The sequence below is a fragment of the Alkalilimnicola ehrlichii genome (genome assembly GCF_003399765.1).
Classification (GTDB): domain Bacteria; phylum Pseudomonadota; class Gammaproteobacteria; order Nitrococcales; family AK92; genus AK92.
Genome location: NZ_NFZV01000028.1, coordinates 33,102 through 53,860, shown reverse-complemented (window position 1 = coordinate 53,860; position 20,759 = coordinate 33,102). Strand labels below are relative to the sequence as shown.

General features: G+C 59.5%; 19 protein-coding genes and 2 pseudogenes. 10 read left to right on the top strand and 11 right to left on the bottom strand.

Annotated features, from left to right (window positions below):
• Positions 1–166: 166 nt before the first annotated feature.
• Positions 167–745 carry a superoxide dismutase gene (locus tag CAI21_RS19270; RefSeq protein WP_116303789.1) on the bottom strand — a complete coding sequence of 193 codons (579 nt, stop codon included), beginning with the start codon at positions 743–745 and terminating at the stop codon, positions 167–169.
• A gap of 118 nt (positions 746–863) precedes the next feature.
• On the opposite strand from CAI21_RS19270, the gene CAI21_RS19265 reads away from it, so the two are divergent.
• The gene (locus CAI21_RS19265) at positions 864–1,535 is read left to right on the top strand and encodes a helix-turn-helix transcriptional regulator (RefSeq protein WP_116303788.1); all 672 of its coding nucleotides are present in this window, start codon (positions 864–866) and stop codon (positions 1,533–1,535) included.
• A 9-nt stretch (positions 1,536–1,544) separates the two neighbouring features.
• Here CAI21_RS19265 and CAI21_RS19260 read toward each other — a convergent pair whose 3' ends face one another.
• Positions 1,545–2,141 (bottom strand): flavin reductase family protein, encoded by a 597-nt coding sequence (locus CAI21_RS19260; RefSeq protein WP_116303787.1) that lies wholly within the window; start codon positions 2,139–2,141, stop codon positions 1,545–1,547.
• Positions 2,142–2,450: 309 nt separating this feature from the next.
• Between CAI21_RS19260 and CAI21_RS26300 the strand changes: the two are divergent.
• The 6 genes and pseudogenes from CAI21_RS26300 to glpK form a co-directional block, all read left to right on the top strand.
• Positions 2,451–2,891 (top strand): annotated as a pseudogene (locus tag CAI21_RS26300) (DeoR/GlpR family DNA-binding transcription regulator); the annotation flags it as partial.
• Positions 2,892–2,953: 62 nt separating this feature from the next.
• Complete coding sequence (locus CAI21_RS26295) at positions 2,954–3,289, top strand: hypothetical protein (protein WP_472974028.1); 336 nt, start codon at positions 2,954–2,956, stop codon at positions 3,287–3,289.
• Positions 3,201–4,559 (top strand): annotated as a pseudogene (gene glpD, locus CAI21_RS19250) (glycerol-3-phosphate dehydrogenase); the annotation flags it as partial. The gene CAI21_RS26295 and the pseudogene glpD, both read left to right, overlap by 89 nt.
• 95 nt (positions 4,560–4,654) lie before the next feature.
• Positions 4,655–5,050 (top strand): glycerol-3-phosphate dehydrogenase C-terminal domain-containing protein, encoded by a 396-nt coding sequence (locus CAI21_RS25285; protein ID WP_258868230.1) that lies wholly within the window; start codon positions 4,655–4,657, stop codon positions 5,048–5,050.
• A gap of 46 nt (positions 5,051–5,096) precedes the next feature.
• A complete protein-coding gene (locus CAI21_RS19245) occupies positions 5,097–5,939 on the top strand; it encodes an MIP/aquaporin family protein (RefSeq protein ID WP_116303786.1) in 843 nt (280 codons plus the stop codon).
• 111 nt (positions 5,940–6,050) lie between these two features.
• Positions 6,051–7,553 (top strand): glycerol kinase GlpK, encoded by a 1,503-nt coding sequence (glpK, locus tag CAI21_RS19240; RefSeq protein ID WP_116303785.1) that lies wholly within the window; start codon positions 6,051–6,053, stop codon positions 7,551–7,553.
• A gap of 68 nt (positions 7,554–7,621) precedes the next feature.
• Here glpK and bluB read toward each other — a convergent pair whose 3' ends face one another.
• From bluB to CAI21_RS19220, 4 genes are all read right to left on the bottom strand, one after another.
• Positions 7,622–8,344: a 5,6-dimethylbenzimidazole synthase gene (gene bluB, locus CAI21_RS19235; protein WP_116303784.1), complete on the bottom strand. Its 723-nt coding sequence runs from the start codon at positions 8,342–8,344 to the stop codon at positions 7,622–7,624.
• Positions 8,345–8,429: 85 nt separating this feature from the next.
• Entirely contained in the window at positions 8,430–10,709 is a 2,280-nt protein-coding gene (locus CAI21_RS19230) for an IgaA/UmoB family intracellular growth attenuator (RefSeq protein ID WP_116303783.1), read from the bottom strand.
• Positions 10,710–10,978: 269 nt separating this feature from the next.
• A complete protein-coding gene (locus tag CAI21_RS19225) occupies positions 10,979–11,656 on the bottom strand; it encodes a 2-hydroxychromene-2-carboxylate isomerase (protein ID WP_220348868.1) in 678 nt (225 codons plus the stop codon).
• Positions 11,657–11,678: 22 nt separating this feature from the next.
• Positions 11,679–12,413, bottom strand: a complete 735-nt coding sequence (locus CAI21_RS19220; protein WP_116303782.1) for an SDR family oxidoreductase — start codon at positions 12,411–12,413, stop codon at positions 11,679–11,681.
• A 153-nt stretch (positions 12,414–12,566) separates the two neighbouring features.
• On the opposite strand from CAI21_RS19220, the gene CAI21_RS19215 reads away from it, so the two are divergent.
• Positions 12,567–13,055 carry a winged helix-turn-helix transcriptional regulator gene (locus CAI21_RS19215; protein ID WP_116303781.1) on the top strand — a complete coding sequence of 163 codons (489 nt, stop codon included), beginning with the start codon at positions 12,567–12,569 and terminating at the stop codon, positions 13,053–13,055.
• 2 nt (positions 13,056–13,057) lie between these two features.
• On the opposite strand, the gene CAI21_RS19210 is transcribed toward CAI21_RS19215, so the two are convergent.
• The 3 genes from CAI21_RS19210 to CAI21_RS19200 form a co-directional block, all read right to left on the bottom strand.
• Positions 13,058–14,725: a tetratricopeptide repeat protein gene (locus CAI21_RS19210; protein WP_181919540.1), complete on the bottom strand. Its 1,668-nt coding sequence runs from the start codon at positions 14,723–14,725 to the stop codon at positions 13,058–13,060.
• A 164-nt stretch (positions 14,726–14,889) separates the two neighbouring features.
• Entirely contained in the window at positions 14,890–15,642 is a 753-nt protein-coding gene (arsH, locus tag CAI21_RS19205; protein WP_116303780.1) for an arsenical resistance protein ArsH, read from the bottom strand.
• 123 nt (positions 15,643–15,765) lie between these two features.
• Complete coding sequence (locus CAI21_RS19200) at positions 15,766–16,137, bottom strand: PadR family transcriptional regulator (protein WP_220348866.1); 372 nt, start codon at positions 16,135–16,137, stop codon at positions 15,766–15,768.
• A gap of 254 nt (positions 16,138–16,391) precedes the next feature.
• On the opposite strand from CAI21_RS19200, the gene CAI21_RS19195 reads away from it, so the two are divergent.
• The gene (locus tag CAI21_RS19195) at positions 16,392–18,023 is read left to right on the top strand and encodes a methyl-accepting chemotaxis protein (protein WP_116303779.1); all 1,632 of its coding nucleotides are present in this window, start codon (positions 16,392–16,394) and stop codon (positions 18,021–18,023) included.
• On the opposite strand, the gene CAI21_RS19190 is transcribed toward CAI21_RS19195, so the two are convergent.
• Together CAI21_RS19190 and CAI21_RS19185 are read right to left on the bottom strand one after the other, a co-directional pair.
• Positions 18,016–18,417: a DUF1294 domain-containing protein gene (locus tag CAI21_RS19190; RefSeq protein WP_116303778.1), complete on the bottom strand. Its 402-nt coding sequence runs from the start codon at positions 18,415–18,417 to the stop codon at positions 18,016–18,018. The two genes, CAI21_RS19195 and CAI21_RS19190, sit on opposite strands and share 8 nt — an antisense overlap.
• Positions 18,418–18,921: 504 nt before the next feature.
• Positions 18,922–19,587 (bottom strand): OmpW/AlkL family protein, encoded by a 666-nt coding sequence (locus CAI21_RS19185; protein WP_116303777.1) that lies wholly within the window; start codon positions 19,585–19,587, stop codon positions 18,922–18,924.
• 869 nt (positions 19,588–20,456) lie between these two features.
• Between CAI21_RS19185 and CAI21_RS22965 the strand changes: the two genes are divergently transcribed.
• Positions 20,457–20,636 (top strand): hypothetical protein, encoded by a 180-nt coding sequence (locus CAI21_RS22965; RefSeq protein WP_116348414.1) that lies wholly within the window; start codon positions 20,457–20,459, stop codon positions 20,634–20,636.
• Positions 20,637–20,759: the final 123 nt, after the last annotated feature.

Sequence of the window (20,759 nt, the reverse complement as noted above, 5' to 3'; positions counted from 1 at the left end):
TTGGTGCGCAGCGCACCAAACCACCAACACCCAAACCACCACCCCAACCAAACAACCATCCCGCCAAGCCGAGATGAACCAAATAAAAATGCCGTCCACTTGCTAAAGTGAACGGGCATTACCAATCAACGGAGCCTTTTCGCTAAACGCGCATCGCGCGCGGCGATTAGCCGAAGTTCTTCGCGACGAAGTCCCAGTTAACGATGTTCCAAACGTTTTCCAGATACTTCGGCCGCGCATTGCGATAATCGATGTAGTAGGCATGCTCCCAAACGTCGATGGTCAGCAGCGGGGTCTGGCCGTGCGCGATCGGGCTGTCCGCATCGTCGGTATTTACGATGTCGACACCGCCATCGTCGGTTTTGACCAACCACGTCCAACCGGAACCGAAGTTGCCGACAGCCTTAGCGTTGAACGCTTCTTTGAACTTGGCGAAGGAACCGAATTTGGCATTGATGGCTTCGGCCAACGCACCGGCAGGCTCGCCGCCGCCGTTCGGGGACAGGCAGTTCCAGTAGAAAGTGTGGTTCCAAACCTGAGCGGCTTGGTTGAACAAGCCGCCGGAAGCGCTCTTGACGATTTCTTCCAGCGACTTTTCAGCGTCGGCCGTACCTTCGGTCAGCTCGTTGAGCTTGGTCACATAAGCCTGGTGGTGCTTACCGTGATGGTATTCGAGCGTTTCTGCGGAGATGTACGGCTCCAACGCGTTCTTCTCGTACGGCAGTGCAGGAAGTTCAAAAGCCATTTGTTCTACTCCTTTATCTCGCGGTTGAATACAATCTGCAAACCGCTTGCACTTGCAAGCGTATCAGCTCGACTGTATTTTCCAAGTATACACTTCGTTAATTTACCCGATGAGGAATATGCCAAGCAAGGGCTTTGAAAACACGGCGCCGCCTTCCCGACCCGTCGGCGACCGTTTGCTAACGTTGCTGAAAACCCGCGGAGCGCAATCTGCCTCCGAGTTGGGTCGGCATATAGGCAGCAGCAGCGAAAACGCCCGCCAACAGCTTATCAAACTGGCGGCCGAGGGCTTGGTGGAAGCTCGCCCAGAGCGCCAAGGCGTGGGCCGACCGACGGCTGTATGGCGGCTGACTGACGCCGGTCACCAACGCTTTCCGGATGCCCATGCGGAATTAACGGTGCAACTGATCGACTCCGTGCGCGAAACGCTTGGCGCAAGCGCTCTCGAGCGTTTAGTCAATGCTCGCGAACAAGAAACGCTCGCCACTTACCGGGCGGAACTCAAAGGCTTGAATAGCCTGCGGGAGCGCGTTGCACGCCTGGCCGAACTGCGTGCTCGCGAAGGTTATATGGCTGAATGGCGGGAGAGCGAGGACGGCAGTCTTCTCTTCATCGAAAACCACTGCCCCATTTGCGCTGCTGCAAAAGCCTGTAAAGGCTTTTGCAGCGCCGAGCTAAATGTATTTCGTGCAGTGCTCGGGAGCGAAGTACAGGTCAGCCGTACCGAACACATACTGGCCGGGGAACGCCGCTGCACTTATCGCATCGAACCCAAGCAACAGAAAGACTAGGGTAGGCGATTAATCGTCCGACACCTGCCTGTAGGAACGCGCACCCCACAATAGCGGCGCGTAATCTTCCGTCAATGCGGTGCACGTTATCGTACCGCTAAAGACCAAATGGCTTTCGGTATCGATCACGCCCGATAGGCGACAATCCAATGCAACGCTGGCCTGCCCCAACCGCGGCCGGCCGGATGGCCATTGCGTCCAGTCGCCCCGCTCGAAACGCTGCGGAGGCGGCACTTTACCCGCAAAGGCATCGGCCACTTCCGCTTGGCCTGCCGCCAACATCGACAAGGAAAACCCTTCCGTTCGCTCAATCACTTCGGCCAGCAAGGCATCGCGCATGATCGACACCAGCAGCGTCGGCGGCTGCGGTGCCAAAGGCATCATGGCGGTAACCGTACGACCGTATCGCACACCGCCCTCTTCGGCCGTCACGATCCAGATCGACGACGTCCAACGCGCCATCGCCTCGATAAACTCTACCTGCTCAACGCTCGCCCCGCCGGCCTCGTCCATCACCGGCAAGCGAGCCCGAGGCACTCCCTTATCGCTATAGGTCGCGCCGTTGACGGCGCGAGAACCGCCACGAAAGGGAAACTTAAACGCCATAATCAACTCGACTCCTGGCCGAAACGCTCGCTAGAGGAGCGCTTCGTCCGGTTCGCTACGAAGAAAGCGTGAGAGGATAATCCGATTAGGAAACCGAGAACAATCCTCCGTCCGGAATAGCGGCATCAGATCACACTAACCGAAGCGCGATCACCTCGGCGACACCCCGGAATATAAGCGCTGCGCTTCGCCGACCGCCAGTTTAGAAGAATAGCCGATAATACGGCTCGGGCAGCTCGTCGTCAGTGGCCGTTGCTCTTAGCGAGCGGCGTCATCCATCATCCCGAACCATCGGATTGCCTGATTATAATGACTGCTATATCTTGTTTTCCTGAAAACGAAAATAAGCGAAAACAAAGCGAACAAGCTTTCGAGGGTGCAATGGACGATCTTACGCCGCGACAAGAGCAAATCATGGAACGGGTCCGCGCGGACGGCTTTGTCGCAATCGATCAACTGGCCGAGGCCTTCGACGTAACGCCACAGACCATCCGCCGCGACATCAACCAACTCTGCGCCCTCGGCCTACTGCGGCGTCACCACGGCGGCGCTGGCCTCCCCTCAAGCGTGGAGAATGTGGCCTACCGGGCGCGGAAAGTCATGCAGTTGGAAGCCAAGCGGCGCATTGCCAAGGCCATGGCGGCCGAAATTCCGGATCGCGCATCGCTGGTCATTACCCTCGGCACAACGAACGAAGAGATCGCGCAGGCATTGCTTCGGCACGAAGGCTTGCGCATCATCACCAACAACCTAAACGTAGCAACCATCCTCACCAACAACCCTACATTCGAGATCATCCTCGCCGGCGCGTGGTGCGCCCACGCGATCGCGGGATTACCGGAGAAGCCACCATCGACTTCATGCGACAGTTTCGAGTCGACTACGGTATCACTGGGATATCCGGTATCGATATCGACGGCACCTTGCTGGACTTCGACTACCAGGAAGTACGGGTCGTCCAAACCATCATGTCTCAGGCCCGCCACTTCTGGCTCGCCGCCGACCATAGCAAGTTCGGCCGCAGCGCGATGGTAGAACTCGGCCATTTGCGGCAGGTCGATGCCTTGTTTACCGATCGCCGGCCGCCGGAAGAATGGCGGGCGCATTTGGAAGAAGGCGGCGTACGCGTCGTGGTCGCCGACGCTTAAACGCCCCCCACTCTCAGGGCTCCCCTCCTCACCGCGAACATCGATTAGGCCTACTGCCCCGGTTGACGAAACTTCCCCGCCACCGCTTTTTCGATCGCTAACGAAAATTTTCGCCTTGAAATTCACATCACCCATGCTATGTTCGTATGAACAACACACCGAACACAAACGAACACCAGCCATGACGAAACAAAATGACCTTTACGATCTGGTCGTCGTCGGCGGCGGCATAAACGGCGCCGGCATCGCACGCGATGCAGCCGGGCGCGGGCTACGAGTACTGCTCTGCGAGCGCGACGACCTAGCAGCACACACCTCCTCCGCCAGCACCAAACTCATCCACGGCGGACTCCGCTACCTCGAATACTACGAGTTCAGCCTGGTGCGCAAAGCGCTTAAGGAACGCGAGGTATTACTGCATGCCGCACCGCACATCATCTGGCCGATGCGCTTCGTCATGCCGCACACCCGCGATTTGCGGCCCCGCTGGATGATTCGTACTGGGCTGTTTCTCTACGACCACCTGGGCGGTCGCGGCAAGCTGCCGCCTTCGCGCGCGGTGAATCTCGGCCAGCACCCCGCCGGGAGCCCGCTCCGGCCAGACTTTACCGATGCCTATATCTATTCGGACTGCTGGGTACAAGACTCTCGGCTCGTCGTTCTCAACGCACTGGACGCCGCCGAGCGCGGTGCCGAGATTTGCCCGCGCACCGCTTGCATCGGCGCGACCCGACAAGGCAACACCTGGTCCGTTAAGCTGCACGACGAGATCAGCGGCCACAACCGCACCGTTGTCGCCCGCGGGCTAGTTAATGCCACCGGCCCCTGGGTCAGTTGTTTCCTGGAATCCGTCGACGGCAGGCATGGTCGGCAAACAGACAAACAGGTACGACTCGTTAAGGGAAGCCACCTGGTCGTTCCACGGCTGTTCGAGCACGATCACGCCTATCTCCTGCAAAACCCGGATGGCCGCGTCGTCTTCGCGATTCCCTACGAACACGATTACACCCTGATCGGCACCACCGACGAGCCCTTCGTCGGCGACCCGCGGGGCATTCGCATCTCGGACGAGGAAACGGCCTATCTGTGCGACACCGTCGCCCGCTACTTCCAACGCCGAATAACGCCAGCCGACGTCGTTTGGAGCTATTCGGGCGTACGCCCGCTCTACGACGACCACGCAGCCAACGCATCGGCGGTAACGCGCGACTACGTGCTCGACCTCGATGCAGTAACGGGGCAAGCGCCGTTACTGTCAGTATTCGGCGGTAAAATCACGACCTACCGAACCTTAGCGGAAGACGCCCTGGCGCAACTGGCCGAACCGCTGGCGATCGACGCCCCCCCTGGACGGCTAACACCACGCTGCCCGGCGGCGACCTCCCCAACGCCGACTTCGCGAGCTGGCTCACCACGCTCGCGCACGACTACCCCTTCCTGCCGTCCGGCCTGCTGTGGCGTTACGCCCGCAACTACGGCACGCGCATTCAGGCTTTGGTGGGAAACGCCCGCTCATTGGCAGCACTCGGCGAAAACCTCGGCGACGACATCTACGCCGCCGAGCTGGATTATCTATTTCGGTACGAGTGGGCTCGCACCGCGGACGATGTCCTCTGGCGCCGTTCGCGCATGGGCCTGCACGTCTCCGATGCCACCAGGCAGGCAATTAATGCCTGGTTCGCGAACCGCGCGAGGCCGGTTGCCGTAACGGCCGCCGTTTATTCCATCAATGAAGGCAAGTACACCCCGTCGAGACAATAACAAGCTGTCAGCCCGGGGCACAAAACAACAAGGAGGAGACAACTCAATGACACCTTTCATCGGCGAGATCATCGGGACGATGATCCTGATCGTCTTCGGCGGCGGCGTTGTCGCCGGCGTGCTACTTAATCATTCGAAAGCGCAGGACAGCGGCTGGATTGTGATTACAGCGGGTTGGGGGATGGCAGTCACGCTGGCCATCTACGCCGTCGGCGATATCAGCGGCGCTCATATCAACCCCGCAGTAACGGTGGGACTTGCCGCCATCGGCGAATTTCCCTGGGCCGATGTGCCGGCCTATATCACCGCTCAGGTAATCGGCGCGTTCATCGGCGCCTGTATCGTCTTCTTAGCCTACTATCCGCATTGGGCGGCAACGCAGGACGCCGGCGCCAAACTCGGCGTATTCAGCACCGACCCTGCCATTCCGCATACGCCGGGCAATTTATTCGCGGAAATCATTGGTACCTTCATCCTCGTACTAAGCATTTTGTTTATCGGTGCGAACGACTTCACCGAAGGCCTTAACCCGTTGATCGTCGGCCTGCTCGTCTTCGCTATCGGCCTGTCGCTCGGCGGACCCACCGGCTATGCTATCAACCCTGCCCGCGACCTGGGGCCGCGCATAGCGCATTACGTGCTTCCCATCGCCGGCAAGGGCGAATCCAACTGGCAGTACGCCTGGATTCCCGTCGTTGGGCCGCTGATCGGCGGTGTGAGTGGCGGCCTGTTTTACACCTTTGTTTTCGGCGAGGGCAGCCTTATGGCCATGGGCATTGCGCTCGCAGTGCTCGCCTTATGCATTCTGGCGGCCTATACGGGGCTGCAACACGCTCCCGCGGTCAGCGCCGGGGAAGACGCCCTGGAAAAACGGGAGACGGGTTCCTGACAACCCATTGCGTACCAACAGCTCCGGCAAGCGACCTAACCATCGACGACCGCCTTAGCCGGATCGAGACCGCCTGCTGGATAAGAATCAAGGAACCGGAGGAGTGACATTATGGACAAGCAGTACATCATGGCCCTCGACCAGGGCACGACGAGCTGCCGCGCGATCCTATTCGACCGCGACGCAAACATCGTAGGCATCGCGCAAAAAGAGTTCGCCCAATACTTCCCGCAGCCCGGCTGGGTGGAACACGACGCCATGGAAATCTGGGGCGCGCAGATGGGCGTGGCGCGCGAAGTGCTGGAAACGCATGGCATTAAACCAGCAGCGGTGGCCGCCATCGGCATTACCAACCAACGCGAAACCACCCTGATCTGGGATCGCGAAACGGGTAAACCCGTCCATAACGCCATCGTCTGGCAGGACCGCCGCACGGCGCCGATATGCGACGAGCTCAAAGAACGAGGGCTAGAACCGGTCATCCGCGAAACCACCGGCTTAGTGGCGGACGCTTACTTCTCGGGCACCAAAATACGCTGGCTGCTGGACAACGTGCCCGGCGTACGCGAGCGCGCCGAGCGCGGCGAACTGCTATTCGGCACCATGGACGCCTGGCTGGTGTGGAATCTTACCCGCGGCGCACGCCACGTCACCGATTACAGCAACGCCTCGCGCACAATGCTGTATAACATCCGCACCTTGGAGTGGGACGAGCGCATGCTCGACGAGCTAGGCATTCCCCGCTCGCTACTCCCCGAGGTCCGCCCCTCCAGCGAAGTCTACGGAACCACCGCCACCGAAATGTTCGGCGGTGCCGAAATCCCCATCGCCGGGATCGCGGGCGATCAGCAAGCCGCCCTCTTCGGCCAGACCTGTTTCGAACAAGGCATGGTGAAAAATACTTACGGCACCGGCTGCTTTCTACTCATGAACACCGGCGAAGCCCCGGTACCGTCAAAATCGGGCCTGTTGACCACCATCGCCTGGGGAATAGACGGCCGCGTCGAATATGCCCTTGAGGGCGCAATCTTTATTGCCGGCGCTGCGGTTCAGTGGCTGCGCGACGAACTCAAGCTGATCGATTCGGCGGAAGACTCCGAATACTACGCCGGCAAAGTCGAAGACTCCGGCGGTGTCTATGTGGTGCCCGCCTTCGCCGGGCTCGGCGCCCCCTATTGGGATATGTACTCGCGCGGCGCCATTTTCGGCCTCACTCGCGGAACGCGCAAAGAGCACATCACCCGCGCAACGCTCGATTCGCTCGCCTACCAGACCAAAGACGTTATCGACGCCATGCAGGCGGACTCCGGCATTACGCTCAAGACCCTGCGAGTGGACGGCGGCGCTGTCGTTAATAACGTGATGATGCAATTTCAAGCCGACATGTTGGGCGTTAACGTCGAACGGCCCACGATTACCGAGAGCACCGCGTTGGGCGCGGCTTACTTAGCCGGTATTGCGGTAGGGATGTGGAACAAGAACGATGTGGTTGGAAAATGCGCGTTAGAACGTACCTTCGAACCTAACATGGACCCGGCGCTGCGCGCACAGCGCTACAAAGGCTGGAAGAAGGCCGTCAAACGCACCATGCACTGGGAAAAGGACGACGAGTAAACCAGCAGGCAAGTCGGCGGTCGGAGGCGGGGTATCTCGCACTGCGACCGCCGGCCTTCGCAAGCGGCTTACGACGGCTTATCGAATGCGCCTTTATCGCGTATCGCCGTCTCTAACGGCCCCGCCTCCAAGGGCTGCCCCCATACGTCCCTGTGTACAAGCTCATGTAACGGAAGCCGCGCGCGCCAACCTTTCGCTTCAAGCTCCGGCCGAGATAGAAACTCGCTCACATAGCCAAGGCACAAATAGGCGACCGGATACACCTCTTGCGGCAGTTGCAAGGTCTTGGCCAGCTCTCCTTGATCGAGAATGCTCACCCAGCCGACGCCGACACCTTCGGCCCGAGCGGCAAGCCAGAGGTTCTGAACCGCTAAGCAAACGCTGAACAGATCGGTTTCCAAAATCGTGTTACGCCCCAAAACATGCGGCCCGCCACGGCTGCGATCGCACGTAATGCAAAGATTAACGGGACTTTCCAGAATACCTTCGAGCTTAAGTCGGCGGTAAAGCACGCCCTTATCGCCGCTAAAGCGTTCCGCCGCCTTCTCGTTCTCGCGTTCGAAAATCGCCCGCACGGCCTCCCTAACCTCGCGACTCTCGATCACCACAAAATCCCAGGGCTGCATAAAGCCAACCGAAGGCGCATGGTGCGCGGCCTGTAGCAGCCTTGCCAACACAGCGGGCGGAATAGGATCCGGCAGAAATTGCGAACGCACATCCCGCCGCTCGCGAATAGCACGATAAAGCCCATGCCGCTCGGAAGCAGAAAACCGATTATCAGATGTACTCATCGTAACGACTCGTTCCGCCCCTTGTTATGTACCCTCACCGCTTGGCAGGTCTCGCGCTATGGCTAACCGCTCCGACGAGGCCTCCTCAAGCGGACGCCGGAGGCTGGCCCAACCGCTCCGTGTAATAGTCCTTGAGCGCCTGCTTACGCTGAGTCGCCCGATACACGTTTATCACGCAATAGGTGCCGTATATCAACAGTATCAGCAACCCCACCAATAGCGCCGTCAAACGCGCCACCGACGAGAAAACCGTCCCCCGCGTGCGATCCTCCGCGATCTCGATAACCAACGCGTCGTTTTCGTCGAAGTAGGCACCCGTTACCATACCTGTCAGCTGCAACGACCACACCCCGGCATCGGTCGCTAGCGTTTGATAGGCGGCCCATTGTTGTTGATATGGGGTTGCCCATCGAGCTTGCGATCGCGTCTGCCACCGCGCCGGCCGCTCGACAGGCGCCTCTCCGCTCGGGAAGATCGCATTGGCATAAGGGCGAGGCACTGCGCGCCGCAGCTTCTCCGCCTCCGCCTCGGACAGAAACAACACCACCCCGTCTCGTTGGCTGCGCATCGCCGCGCGCAACGGCATCTCATACTGCGCATAGATCCGCATCTCGGCAAGCTCTCTGGCACCGGAAGTAAGACGCTGCGCAGTCCTCGCGCTGGTCACGGCATTATTGCCGTAGCGCCTAAACTCCCCGCTACGGGCGGCGTCCACCGTACTACCCCAGCCGCGAGAAGTCGGTATACTCGACAGCTCCACCCCAGACCGAAACGTATCCTTCAACTGGCGGCAGACAGCAGCGGATTCCTGCCCCTTATCTAGGCACGCCTCGTCGATGGCTAGAATCAACTCACTCACGTTCCAAAGCCGACGAACCTCGTACGACCGCATTGGGGGAGCGTGGCGAGGTTGACCGACCGCGGCAGCAAGCTCGGCCAGGCGGTGCTGTATCTGAATATTATTCTCCAACGCACGATCCCGCTCGGCCTTCACCAACTCGCCGTCGTATAGCCCGATAAGGCTTTGGTCGAGCGCCACCTCGGCCACTTCGGGCGCCGAACTCCCCCACGCCGCGCGCCGGCAGTCCACCGGCGCCAGCGCGTAACCCTCAGCCTCGGGAAGCCGGCAACGCACTTCGGCCTGCACATTCACCAGGCTGCCCAGGGCCGGCGGCTGCGCTCTGACCGCGTCGACATCGGTCAACAGCTGCGGACCGCTCATCGAAAAGGCGGCACGGACATGGGCCAGATCAAGCTCGATCCGGTCATTCGTAACCCAAGCCGTCGCCAGCATCCCCGCCCCGATCAACGCAAGCAGTAAGTGCCCTCCCCACTTAACGCGGGGAAAGCGCGTCGTCTCGTCAGCGAGGGAAAAGGCATCGCCATAGCGCAGCAGCATCCGGTCTTTAACGCGCACGTCGAAATCGATCGTCGAGTCGCCACTGCCCTTGATCCAAGGCTGCCAATGTTTGGGCACATTAATCGGCAAGTTAGCCCCGGCATAGAGCTGCACCTGCTTATATTGGCTATGCGGATTACGCCATTCCACTCGGACGACGTGGCCGCGGACCCGGTTCACCGGTTGCAACCGCATCGGCAAACGCCAGCGCCAAAAAAGCCAATGGCCGAGGGCAAACAGCGCCGCACTTGCCAATAACCACAGCCAGGCATAGCTCCCATTCGCCGCAACCAACAGCAAGCCGAATGCCGCTACCGCCGCCAAGGCGGCGAACCAGCAGCTATCTAACTGCCGGCGTGTAGCAGCTTCCGGCGCCGTCTCATCCCGACGCCCCATAATATGGGCAGCCCCCAGATTGGCGGCCTGCTCCTGTTCCGTAGCGCTGCCGACCGGCGTTTCAAGCTCAGGCAATTCGCCCGCTGCGCCTTTTTCCCACTGCTCCTTTTGCTCGCGTTCCGCTTCGGTCCGCGTATAGCCGTCGCGAATATCGAACGCATCGTTAAGCCGCAGCACAATGGCGAACTTAGGCGTGAGCACCACCTCGGCGACGTTATGAGCCTCAAGAAACGTCGCGGCATCGTAAGGCAACACCACCTCGACGCCGCCGATGGTGTCGTGCACCGTTTCGGCGCCGCTCACCGAGATACCATGGCGGGCAAACGCCCCTTCGATCCGGTACACCGACTCGCCGAGCCGTTCGACCCTTCGAGTACGTTTGTGCGGATCGACTTGAAACTGCTCGACCGGTGCCCGCTCGTCAAGCTTGAGCGAGCGGATCGGCCGCGCGCGCTCCCGCAGGCGCTGTAAAGCGGCTTTCGTATCGGCGCGCTGAGAGTAGTAAACGATGGCGCTTATTATCGAAAAGATCAGAACGAGAATAGAAATAAGCAGCTGAATGGAAAACATAAACGGACTCGTATTACCCGATGGGCACGCAGCGTCGTTACGTCTTCGCGGCCATACGCGCCACGACCCGCGTGCCCATCGCCCCCCAATCCGGCTAATCGGTAACACACCGGCTACCGAGCCGCCCCCTAAGCGTTAGTAAAGATAGTTTGCGGCGCAAAGGTAAACGTAGCTAAGGGGGAGCGACTGCCTCGCGTCGCGACAAAAGCGCGTCAATGCCCCCTTCGGGTCGACCAGGCTAAGCGTTTTTATTACCCGTTTCTTCTATCTTAATTTAACGAAGCATTGCAATCGGGCGGAAATTTATCACAGATAATCCGACAAACCGAGGCCAGACGCCTGAGGGTGAAGCAACAGTCAGCGTTTGCGTAACGCCGCCGCGACCCAATCCAAGCGATCCTGGCCGAACCACATATCATCGCCGACAAAAACGTCGGCGCCCCAAACACGCCGCGCGCGACAGCCTCCTCAGTCGTTACCTTCAACCGCGCCTTAACCTCCGGCGCCTGCGCCCGCGCCAACACCTGCGCGGGGTCGAAACCGGCCTGGGCCAACACCTGCGCGAGTTCTTCAGGCTCGTTAAGATTGCGTGGCTCAACCCAAATCGCCTCGAAAACGGCACGCAGATAGGGTTGAAACTGCGGCGTTTCGCGAAACGCTTCCGCACCGCGCATCAGCAACAGGGTATTGATGGGAAAGTAGGGGTTGTGCTGAAACGGTACCCCGTAACGCTCCGCATAACGGCTAAAGTCCTGCCGGGTATAGCGACTCTTTGCCGCCACTTCCGCCGGCGACCGATTGCCGGTAGCTTTAAAAACGCCGCCGAGAAGCATCGGTTTCCAGACAATCTCGGCGCCCGCTGCCTCCGCAATAGCGGGTAGCTGCGTCCATGCCAGATAGCTCGCGGGGCTGCCGACATCGAAGAAAAACGCTATTTGTTTAGTCATCGTCCAAACTCCGTCGTTGGTTTTAGCGGATGCCGAAAACGCTCTCGCTCCACGGCCGTAGATCTAGCTCAAACGTCCAGCAGTCGCGCGGTTGGGTATGCAGCTGCCAATACACGTCGGCGATATGATCCGGGTTAACGATTCCAGCCTGCGCTTTCGTGGCGTAACGTTCGGGAAAGTTTTCGCGAATAAAATCGGTATCGATGGCGCCGTCCACGATCGGGTGCGCTACGTGAATACCCTGCGGCCCAAGCTCGCGAGCCATACTCTCGGCCAAGGAGCGCAACGCATGCTTCGCCCCCGAAAACGCCGAAAAGCCGGCACGGCCGCGGACGCCGGCGGTGGCGCCGGTAAAAATAATCGTCCCCCGTTGCCGGGGCAGCATCACTCGGGCGGCTTCCCGCCCGGTCAGAAAGCCCGCATAGGCCGCCATTTCCCAGACCTTGCGATACACCCTCGCCGTGGTTTCGAGCAGGGGGAAGTAAACGTTCGCGCCGATGTTGAAAACCACCACCTCGATCGGCCCGACCTCTTGCTCGATGGTCTGCACCGTATCGACCACCTGATCTTCCTGCCGCGCATCGCAGCCGAATGCCCGCGCCTGCCCGCCTTCGCCCTCTATCGCCGTCACTAACGGCGCAAGCTTGGCTTCGTTTCGCCGCGCTACGCAGGCGACATAACCCTCCCGCGCAAAACGCTTAGCAATTGCGCTGCCGGTGGCATCGCCCGCCCCTATCACCAAGACCGCTGGACTCATAGCAAACCCCTAGGTTCTGTTTCGGAACTTACCTGTCAAAGTACAGTTCTGTTTCAGAACCTGTCAAGCTATACTGGTTTAGGACGCCTTCACGCATAGAGTTGCCAGTTCAGCGCGCCGGGCAAGCGAAAGGTCTAGCCAATAGGAGTCGTCATGCGTTGGGAAAACCTGGATCAAGAGCCATGCTCGCTATCGCGAACGCTATCCGTGGTCGGCGATCGGTGGACGCTGATCGTTCTTCGCGACTGTTTTCTGGGCGTCCGGCGCTTTGACGATTTCGAAGCGCGGCTGGGCGTCACCCGTCATGTTTTGGCCGACCGCCTGAAAAAACTCGTCAACGCCGGCGTTCTGGAGAAACGACCGTACCAAGAACGGCCGCGGCGCGAGGAATATCGCCTAACCGAGAAAGGGCGAGACCTGTATCCGGTCATCCTGTCGCTCGTACACTGGGGAGATCGCCACATGGCGGACGAAGCCGGGCCGCCCATTCGGCACCGGCACCGGGCATGCGGCGCTTATACGCGCGGCATACTCACTTGCGCCGAATGCGGAGAAGAACTGCACCCGCACGATGTGGAGGTCGAGGAATCGCCAGCTTGGACAGGCCAACTGCTGCCGCCGAAAAAGGCGATCGACCGCTAACCTCAGCGTTCGAGAAACGCTCTGGCTTCGTTCGCGCCAAGGCGCGTCGACTCAGGGGCAATCTCCAACAGTCCGCGGTAGTAGGTTCGTGCCGCCTCCTCGTCGCCAACGGCAACGGCGGCACGAGCGGCCCCCAGCAGAGTGTTATAACGACCCGGCCAAACCTCCTCGGCAGCCCGATAAGCCTCCAACGCCTCATTGGGGCGCCCCAAATCCATCAAGAGATCGCCCAAAGCCTCATTGGGAGGCAACAAGGCCCCTGGGGTGGTCGGGTCTTTCTCCACGCTGGCCTCCAGCTCGACAGCAGAGCGCATCGAGGCGACGGCTTCTTCATAACGACCGGCCGTACGCGCCAACCAGCCTGCCAGGATGCGGCGGTCAATCTCGATATAGGTTGCAAACCCTTCCTCGCCGGCGGCCAACGCATCGTCCCGCAAGGCCTCAAGCCTTTGCGCGGCCTCCTCCGCACGGTCGATATCGCCGATGTGAACGCCGCCTAAACCGCGCGCATACCACGTCAAGCCTTCCGCCCACTGCGCTTCTTCCCAAGGCAGGTACTCGGGAGTCCGCGGCGGCAGCATGGCCGCCTCTTCCCACCGCCGTCGCTCCACGGTAAAGCGCGCCGGCATAGCCGCCGCATGAAAGGCACTAATAAAAGTCGGCTGGTGCCTCTCTACCGCCAACACTTCCTCGAACAGCATCCACGCCTGCGCGTCCTCGCCCCGTTGCAAGTAAGCGTAGAGGAGGTAGTCCAGCGCGTGAATATAATGATGCGAGGCTGCACCGTCGACGGGCTCGCGCAATGCGGCGTCGGCCGAGCGGCGGTTCCAATCGATCACCTCGGGCCAATCCCCCAAGCGTACGTAAATATGCGAAGGCATATGCAGCGCGTGCGCTACATTAGGGGCAATAGCGCCATAAACTTCCACCATATCCAACGCATTTTCGGCGCGGCCGTCGACATCGGTGGAATGAATGCTGTAGTGAATAGCGCCGGGGTGCGTCGGCTCCTCCTCGAAAACCGCCCGCAGAATAGCTTCGGCCTCATCGTGCAGCGCATGCCGATCGTCCGCCCTCGGCGCGACGGTAACCAACGCTAGGCCATACAAAGCCGCCGTATCCAGGTCGTCCGGATTGGCTTGGTAAGCGTTTTCCATGCCATCGGCCCAGCGTTCGAGGCGAGCCCAGTAATCGTCGTCTTCCGGGTGCTCGAAGAACGCTTTGGTGGCGGCAACCAAATTGCGCTCCCGCTCGTCCTGCACCAGACCTTCCGCCGTCTCGACGGCGCTAAGCCCCTGTTCCAGCTCCGCTTCGCTCGGTCGAGTCGGCCATAAGGGCTGAAATAACGTGCTCGCAACACCCCAATAGGCCATGCCGCAATTCGGGTCCGCCTCGGCAATCGACGCGAAAGCCTCTTGCGCCTCCGAATACATCATATGATGCAACAGTGCCAAAGCCCGATCGAAATCCTCCTGCACCGCCTCCTGGCAGTCGACGCCGAAATCCACCGTGCCGATACTGTTTCCCTCGTCGCCTCCTTCTTGCGCCACAAGCGCAACCGGCATCACCGCTACCGCAAGGGCGAGGCCAACTCTAATCGCCCGCCGCTGCATAGATCTGCCGGTTGCCCGGACGGCACCCGTTAGCTTCGCTGCATAACCGCCATTCATAGCCCTACCTCCCTCGCTATAGTCCCGCGAGATAGGGTTTATCTAACGCTCTGCAAGCCAAGCCGCAGCCATAGAACCGCCACAGCCCTGCCCCACAACTTCAACGCGTTGGGATTGAGGCGATGCGGTTACCAACCGCACCGCGTTGCGAGATGTCGTCCACGTTAGCGGCCTGGGGTCGTGGCAATGGCCGACAGATCGTTCGCCGCGTCCACGGCCGGACCGGCAGTTTCCTTACGTTCGGAATAGCGGTCGGTCAACCTCGCCGTGTGCGGGCGTAAAAGGACGGTAAAACGTACCAGTTCCTCCATCACATCGACGATTCGCTCATAGAACGACGAGGGGCGCATCCGCCCGCCGGCGTCGAATTCCTGAAACGCCTTCGGCACACTGGACTGGTTCGGAATCGTAACCATGCGCATCCATCGCCCTAACAACCGTAACGTATTGACGGCATTGAACGACTGCGAACCTCCGCAGACCTGCATCACCGCCAACGTCCTACCCTGAGTCGGACGAATACCGCCCATATTCAGCGGCAGATGATCGATTTGCGTTTTCATCACCCCCGTAATCTGTCCGTGGCGTTCGGGACTGCACCAGACTTGCCCTTCGGACCACAGCGCAAGCTGCCGCAGCTCCTGTACGGCGGGATGATCGTCCCCCTTTACCTGATCGGGCAAGGGCAGATCGCTGGGATCGAAAATACGCGGCTCGGCACCGAAGTAGCGCAACAGGCGGGCCGCCTCTTCAACCGCCAGCCGCGAGTAAGAACGCTCGCGTAACGAGCCGTACAGCAGCAGAATCCTCGGCGGATGGCCAACCGGGTCCATTAGTTCCGCCGCCGGACGCTTAGTCGCAAAACGCGTATCCAACGCAGGCAAATCATCGGGGTCGGAAAGCAGGCGAATCCTCATAGCAATACCCTCTTCTCAAGGTGACAATGAAATACAGCGAGAACTGAAAAGCATCCCCCACCGATGCCTCGATGATCGATGCATAAAGACGAAAAATAAGGCCACTCTCTCGCCGTCGTGACCTTAACGCTGCGCCTGAGCGGCAGCCTTACTGGCGAGGATGCAGTCCGTCGCCTCCAACCAGGCATCCACAGCGATCTGAAAGGCGTGGCGGCCTTTATCCGTGACGGCGTAGACCTTGCGCTCCCGCCCTTGCACGACCTCCATCGAAGACACCAAATACCCTCCCGCTTCAAACTCATTAAGAACGGGGTAAACCGTACCTTCCGAAGGGCTGCAACAGCCTTTGGTGGTCGTCTCGACGGCCTTCACCACCTCGTAACCGTGCATGGGCTTTCGGTGCAACACGCTAAGCACAAAAAACTTAGAGAGCGACATCTTGATGGTGCCGCGCCAATAGGCAGGATCGCTGTAATCCGGTATTCGTCGAGCCATTATGCCATTCAGCTTACAAAACGTAATGGTAACATCGAAAGTATACGCCTCGATGGTCGAGGCGTCAAACGTTAAGGCTCGCCCCTACTACAAAGGCCATGCTCACCGCGATAGAACCTGCCGCAACGGCGCAAGCGAGCGGTATCACGGCGGCGATAAACGCCCGCCTCCCAAAACCCGGTTAATATTTCTCCACAACCGGCCGACCTTAGAAGAGAGACCACGCTCACACTCGACTCCGAGGTCGCCGCGCCATGTTCCATATCATCAGCTCCAGTATCCGCAACAAATTACTACTCATCACGGGCGGAGGAACGGCCCTAGTTTTAGTAGCCGTAGCATTCGGGTTTCTAGAACTGCGCGGCAGCCTGAATCATTACGGCCAGTTGGTTGACAGGGACTTACACACCCTTAGCCTGATTGCCGACCTTGACGACAGCTTCAACGCTCAGCTTGCGGCCTGGAACGTCCTACTCATAACCGCCGAAGACGAGACAGGACTAGCAACCGCCTGGCGCCGCTTGCAAAACGAGCACGAAGCCGTCCGCAACGCCCTAGCGGACGCTACCCAAGGGCTGGAGGATCCGCAGCTACGCGTACAGCTTGAAACGTTCGCGAGCGGACACACGGAACTTCGCGAAGGCTATCGCGCGGCCCTCGAAGCCTTCCGCCAAAGCGGCTATCGCGCCCACGTCGGCTATCAAGTCCTGGCCGAGCAGCACGAGGAACTCAGCGGCATCCTGTTTCCGATCGAGCAGACGATTGCCGACCAGATAGCGCACGATTCGGCGGCAGCAACCGCGCGCGCCGGTCGCGCCAGCATGCAGAGCATCCTCTTTGTTGCCCTTGCCGTAACCGTCGGGTTCTTCGTCTTCATTACGATGGTACAGCGAAGCATTCTCCGCCCTACCCAGGCCTTAGTCGGCGATCTGCGCCGGCTCGCCGGCGGCGATTTCTCGCAACCGGTAGCGCGGACGACCCATGACGAGCTAGGCCAGATCGCAGAGAGTGCGGAACAACTACAGACAAAGCTTGGGGGAATGCTGAGCGAGATAGGTAGCGCGGTCGCGCAAATGGCGTCGGCAGCGGAAGAAATGGCCACCGTCTCGGAGCAAACCAGCGAGGGCATGAGCATTCAGCAGCGCGAGACGAGCCAAGCCGCGGCTGCCATGAACCAGCTAAGCACCACCGTGCAGGAGGTTGCTCGTAACACGGCCGATGCCGCCCAGGCCGCGGAAGAAGCGGACCGAGAAGCACAAGATGGCCGGCGGGTCGTCGAAGCAACGGTAGACGGCATTACCGTCCTGGCCGAAGAGGTCGAAAAGGCCGCCGAAGCTATACAGCGCTTGGAGCAAGACAGCAGCGACATCGGCACGGTGCTTAGCGTCATTCATGGCGTTGCCGACCAAACCAATTTGCTGGCGCTGAATGCCGCCATCGAAGCCGCCAGGGCCGGCGACCAAGGGCGGGGTTTTGCCGTCGTAGCCGACGAAGTGCGGGCACTTGCGCAGCGTACCCAGGAATCGACGCAGGAGATCAACGACATGATCGAACGCCTGCAAACGGGGACCAAGAAAACCGTTGAAGCAATGGCGGCCGGTCGCGATCGCGCTCGAGAAACGGTCGACCAGGCAGAGCACGCCTATAAGGCACTATCCGCCATCACCCGCGCCGTTAGCACCATCAAGGAGATGAGCACGCACATAGCCAGCGCGTCGGAAGAACAAGGCGCGGTAGCCGCAGAAATGGATCGCAATATAATTGCAATCAACGACGTAGCCGAACGCAGCGCCGAGGGCGCCGGCCAAACGTCGCGTTCCAGCGAGGAACTGGCGGGGCTCGCCGAGCAACTCAGTCAGCTGGTGAGCCGCTTTAAGATTAGCTAGCGGATAGGAGCCAAACAAACGCTGCACAGTTGCCGATGACCGCGCACCAGAAGACGGTCTGAAACGACCGTTTTCTTGTCTTATGGCGGAACATCCGCTGTGCCAGCAAGGCGCCCGGCCAGCCGCCGGCCACCGCCACAAGATGAAGCTTTGCCTCCGCAGTGCGCCAGCGCCCCTGCTCTGCCGCGGCTTTGTCGAGGCCGTACATAGCCAGCGAAACGATACTCATCGCGAAATAGACACCGATAAGCGCCGGCGGCACAAGCCCGACCGCACTTAGCGCCACCAACGAGGCAAAGAAAGCGGCCACAATCGCACAGCGCAGGCCCAACCCTTTCGAGCGTCGCACGGTAACGGAGCGGCCGGACCGTGGCGCCCGCTTTTGCTTAGGCATGTATTTACCTTCCTCCCAAGAGGTTACCTGATTACCCACCCACCGCCTCGGCCTATACTCCGCCGTACAATCGCCGCACGGGCGATGAGTCGTCGCGCCGTTTTTTATGAGGCGACCGAATCGACTTAAACGGCGGCCAAGCCGTAATGCTGGCACCGGTACGCCCTTGTCTTGTTACGCATTGAGCTCGCGCTCCCATTGCTCGCCGCCCCCTTTTATGGCCGGCCACCGTCCCTAGTCGTAATGCAAACATCAACTTCATGCGCTACCGCGGCGGCATCTTAATTCAGTTTTGCGCTCGACGCTCGGAGCGCACTCTCTTTCAATGTCCGCTCATATACTTCACACGACGGGCCCGGCTCGAACCGGCGGATGTAGCAGCCGAGTCGCCGCAAGCATCAGACAGCCTCGCACGAGAGGATACAATTTTAAGCAAAGAAAAGGCTGCCTACGGAGGCCGTAGGCAGCCAAAAGCAAGAGGGCGAGCATTTATTTTTATTCTTATTAGAAGTGTTTCCCGCCTCCTACCATAACCGTCCAGGGGTCAATATCGACATCGACTTTCAAAGTATCGTTGCCGGGTCCGGTAATCTTGGCCGTGGTATCGATGGAGAGGTACCAGACCGCAGCATTCACAAACCAGCCATTCTGCAGCGGCACGTCGACGCCTGCCTGAACCGCCCAGCCAAAGGAGTCGTCCAGACTGATTTTCCGGTAGCCCATATCGTCGCGAAGCGGGCTGGCCCGCAGCTTCTCGTCGAAGAACGCGGTGTAGTTAATACCGGCACCGAGGTAGGGGCGCACAACATCGCTAACGTTGAAGTAATATTGCAGGGTAACGGTCGGCGGCAAGTGCGTCACTTCGGCAATGGTGCCCAAGCCACTAAGATCCTTGCTGCCGCTTACGTCGTGGCTAAAGGGAGTAGCCGCCAGAATTTCCACGCCGAGGTTGTTGGTGATCATGTAGGTGAGGCTGGCCCCGAGCGCCACACTGCTATCGACCTCTACACCCTTTTGCCCCAGCGGCTTAACGGCGCCGCTATCGTCGTTGGGGATCACCCAGGTCGGACCGACGCGAACCAGCCAGTCACCCTGCTCCAGCGCTAACGCCGGGGTGCTTGCCAGGGCGGCACAGGCGACGGCGACGATCTGCTTTTGCCAGTTCTTCATGGCATCTACCTCATTATTGACGTGAAAGAATCCGTCGTTTCGTCGCCGGCGCCGGGCGAGTCGTGTTGAAGAAGATGCTAACGAGTATGCTGCGCTGCGGCATTGATATACATCAATATCACATACAAAAATGATGTAATTAAAAATAATATTCATCAACAAATAAGTGTTGGATTATCAATCCTAGTAAAAGCCGGTGGATGTATGGAGCCAAGTATACAGCCCCGCAAACGCTGGCTTGGCAGACGCCGTAGTCGTCGCCTTACCGACTCGACATTAAAAAAGCCTTCAGTTATCGAGAAACCTGCCGATACAGCAAGCGGCCTACGGCCGCGTGGCGCTGACCGGCATGCTCGTGCATCGGCCACGGCAACGCCTATCTCCATGGGGAACGATCGATTAAGAGCTGGCCGAAAGCACTTTGGGGGGTATCGGAAAAGTTCTTTTATTCGCTTGCTTGTACGAAACAACACGTACGCCGCTGCGCTTAGCACCGGCACTACCTAACAATCTGTGTGTGTATAAATCACGATGAAAACGATAAAAATAGGTTTCCTTTTAGCTTTCGCCTTGGCTATTGCCGGCTGCGACGGGGACTCGTCCTCCTCTAAGCCAAGCAAGCAACAAACCCCGCCCGAGCCTCGTAATGTGGCAGCCGCAATAAACGGTGGGCAAGCGACCGCGACCTACGATTCGGACAATGCTTACTTGGTTAACGATGGGGAAACCGAGGGGGGTTCTGGTCCGGCAATGTTGTCGACGATCACATTACCATTCAGTTCGACAAAGCTTACAACGTCTCTGGTTTTGAACTCTACACCAACGCGACGAATAACCTGGATACATCAATCCAGTTCTCCAGCGATGGTGTGAACTTCGACTCCATCAACGTTTGGATCGGTAGTAGCGACTGCCTTTCATCGCAACTCGGAAGCGGTCGCATTGCTTGCACGTTCTATCAGGAACGCCAAGCAAGCCACGCGCGTGTCGTCATCAAACGAAACGCTCATAACGTCCAAATCCACGAGCTGATCGTTACCGGAACCTAAGTCATGCGGCGCCCCGTCAAGCGGGGCGCCGTGTCCTACCGGCAGAGGCCCTGCCCGCAAGCCGCCGAGCCGGCGCTACAATTCGTTTTCCGATCATGGCATTATGCGTGGAAAGTGTCAGGG

Coding starts and splice junctions, on each gene's coding strand:
- CAI21_RS19270 (WP_116303789.1), bottom strand. CDS start 745: ATGGCTTTTGAACTTCCTGCACTGCCGTACGAGAAGAACGCGTTGGAG.
- CAI21_RS19265 (WP_116303788.1), top strand. CDS start 864: ATGCCAAGCAAGGGCTTTGAAAACACGGCGCCGCCTTCCCGACCCGTC.
- CAI21_RS19260 (WP_116303787.1), bottom strand. CDS start 2,141: ATGGCGTTTAAGTTTCCCTTTCGTGGCGGTTCTCGCGCCGTCAACGGC.
- CAI21_RS19245 (WP_116303786.1), top strand. CDS start 5,097: ATGACACCTTTCATCGGCGAGATCATCGGGACGATGATCCTGATCGTC.
- glpK (WP_116303785.1), top strand. CDS start 6,051: ATGGACAAGCAGTACATCATGGCCCTCGACCAGGGCACGACGAGCTGC.
- bluB (WP_116303784.1), bottom strand. CDS start 8,344: ATGAGTACATCTGATAATCGGTTTTCTGCTTCCGAGCGGCATGGGCTT.
- CAI21_RS19230 (WP_116303783.1), bottom strand. CDS start 10,709: ATGTTTTCCATTCAGCTGCTTATTTCTATTCTCGTTCTGATCTTTTCG.
- CAI21_RS19225 (WP_220348868.1), bottom strand. CDS start 11,656: ATGACTAAACAAATAGCGTTTTTCTTCGATGTCGGCAGCCCCGCGAGC.
- CAI21_RS19220 (WP_116303782.1), bottom strand. CDS start 12,413: ATGAGTCCAGCGGTCTTGGTGATAGGGGCGGGCGATGCCACCGGCAGC.
- CAI21_RS19215 (WP_116303781.1), top strand. CDS start 12,567: ATGCGTTGGGAAAACCTGGATCAAGAGCCATGCTCGCTATCGCGAACG.
- CAI21_RS19210 (WP_181919540.1), bottom strand. CDS start 14,725: ATGAATGGCGGTTATGCAGCGAAGCTAACGGGTGCCGTCCGGGCAACC.
- arsH (WP_116303780.1), bottom strand. CDS start 15,642: ATGAGGATTCGCCTGCTTTCCGACCCCGATGATTTGCCTGCGTTGGAT.
- CAI21_RS19200 (WP_220348866.1), bottom strand. CDS start 16,137: ATGGCTCGACGAATACCGGATTACAGCGATCCTGCCTATTGGCGCGGC.
- CAI21_RS19195 (WP_116303779.1), top strand. CDS start 16,392: ATGTTCCATATCATCAGCTCCAGTATCCGCAACAAATTACTACTCATC.
- CAI21_RS19190 (WP_116303778.1), bottom strand. CDS start 18,417: ATGCCTAAGCAAAAGCGGGCGCCACGGTCCGGCCGCTCCGTTACCGTG.
- CAI21_RS19185 (WP_116303777.1), bottom strand. CDS start 19,587: ATGAAGAACTGGCAAAAGCAGATCGTCGCCGTCGCCTGTGCCGCCCTG.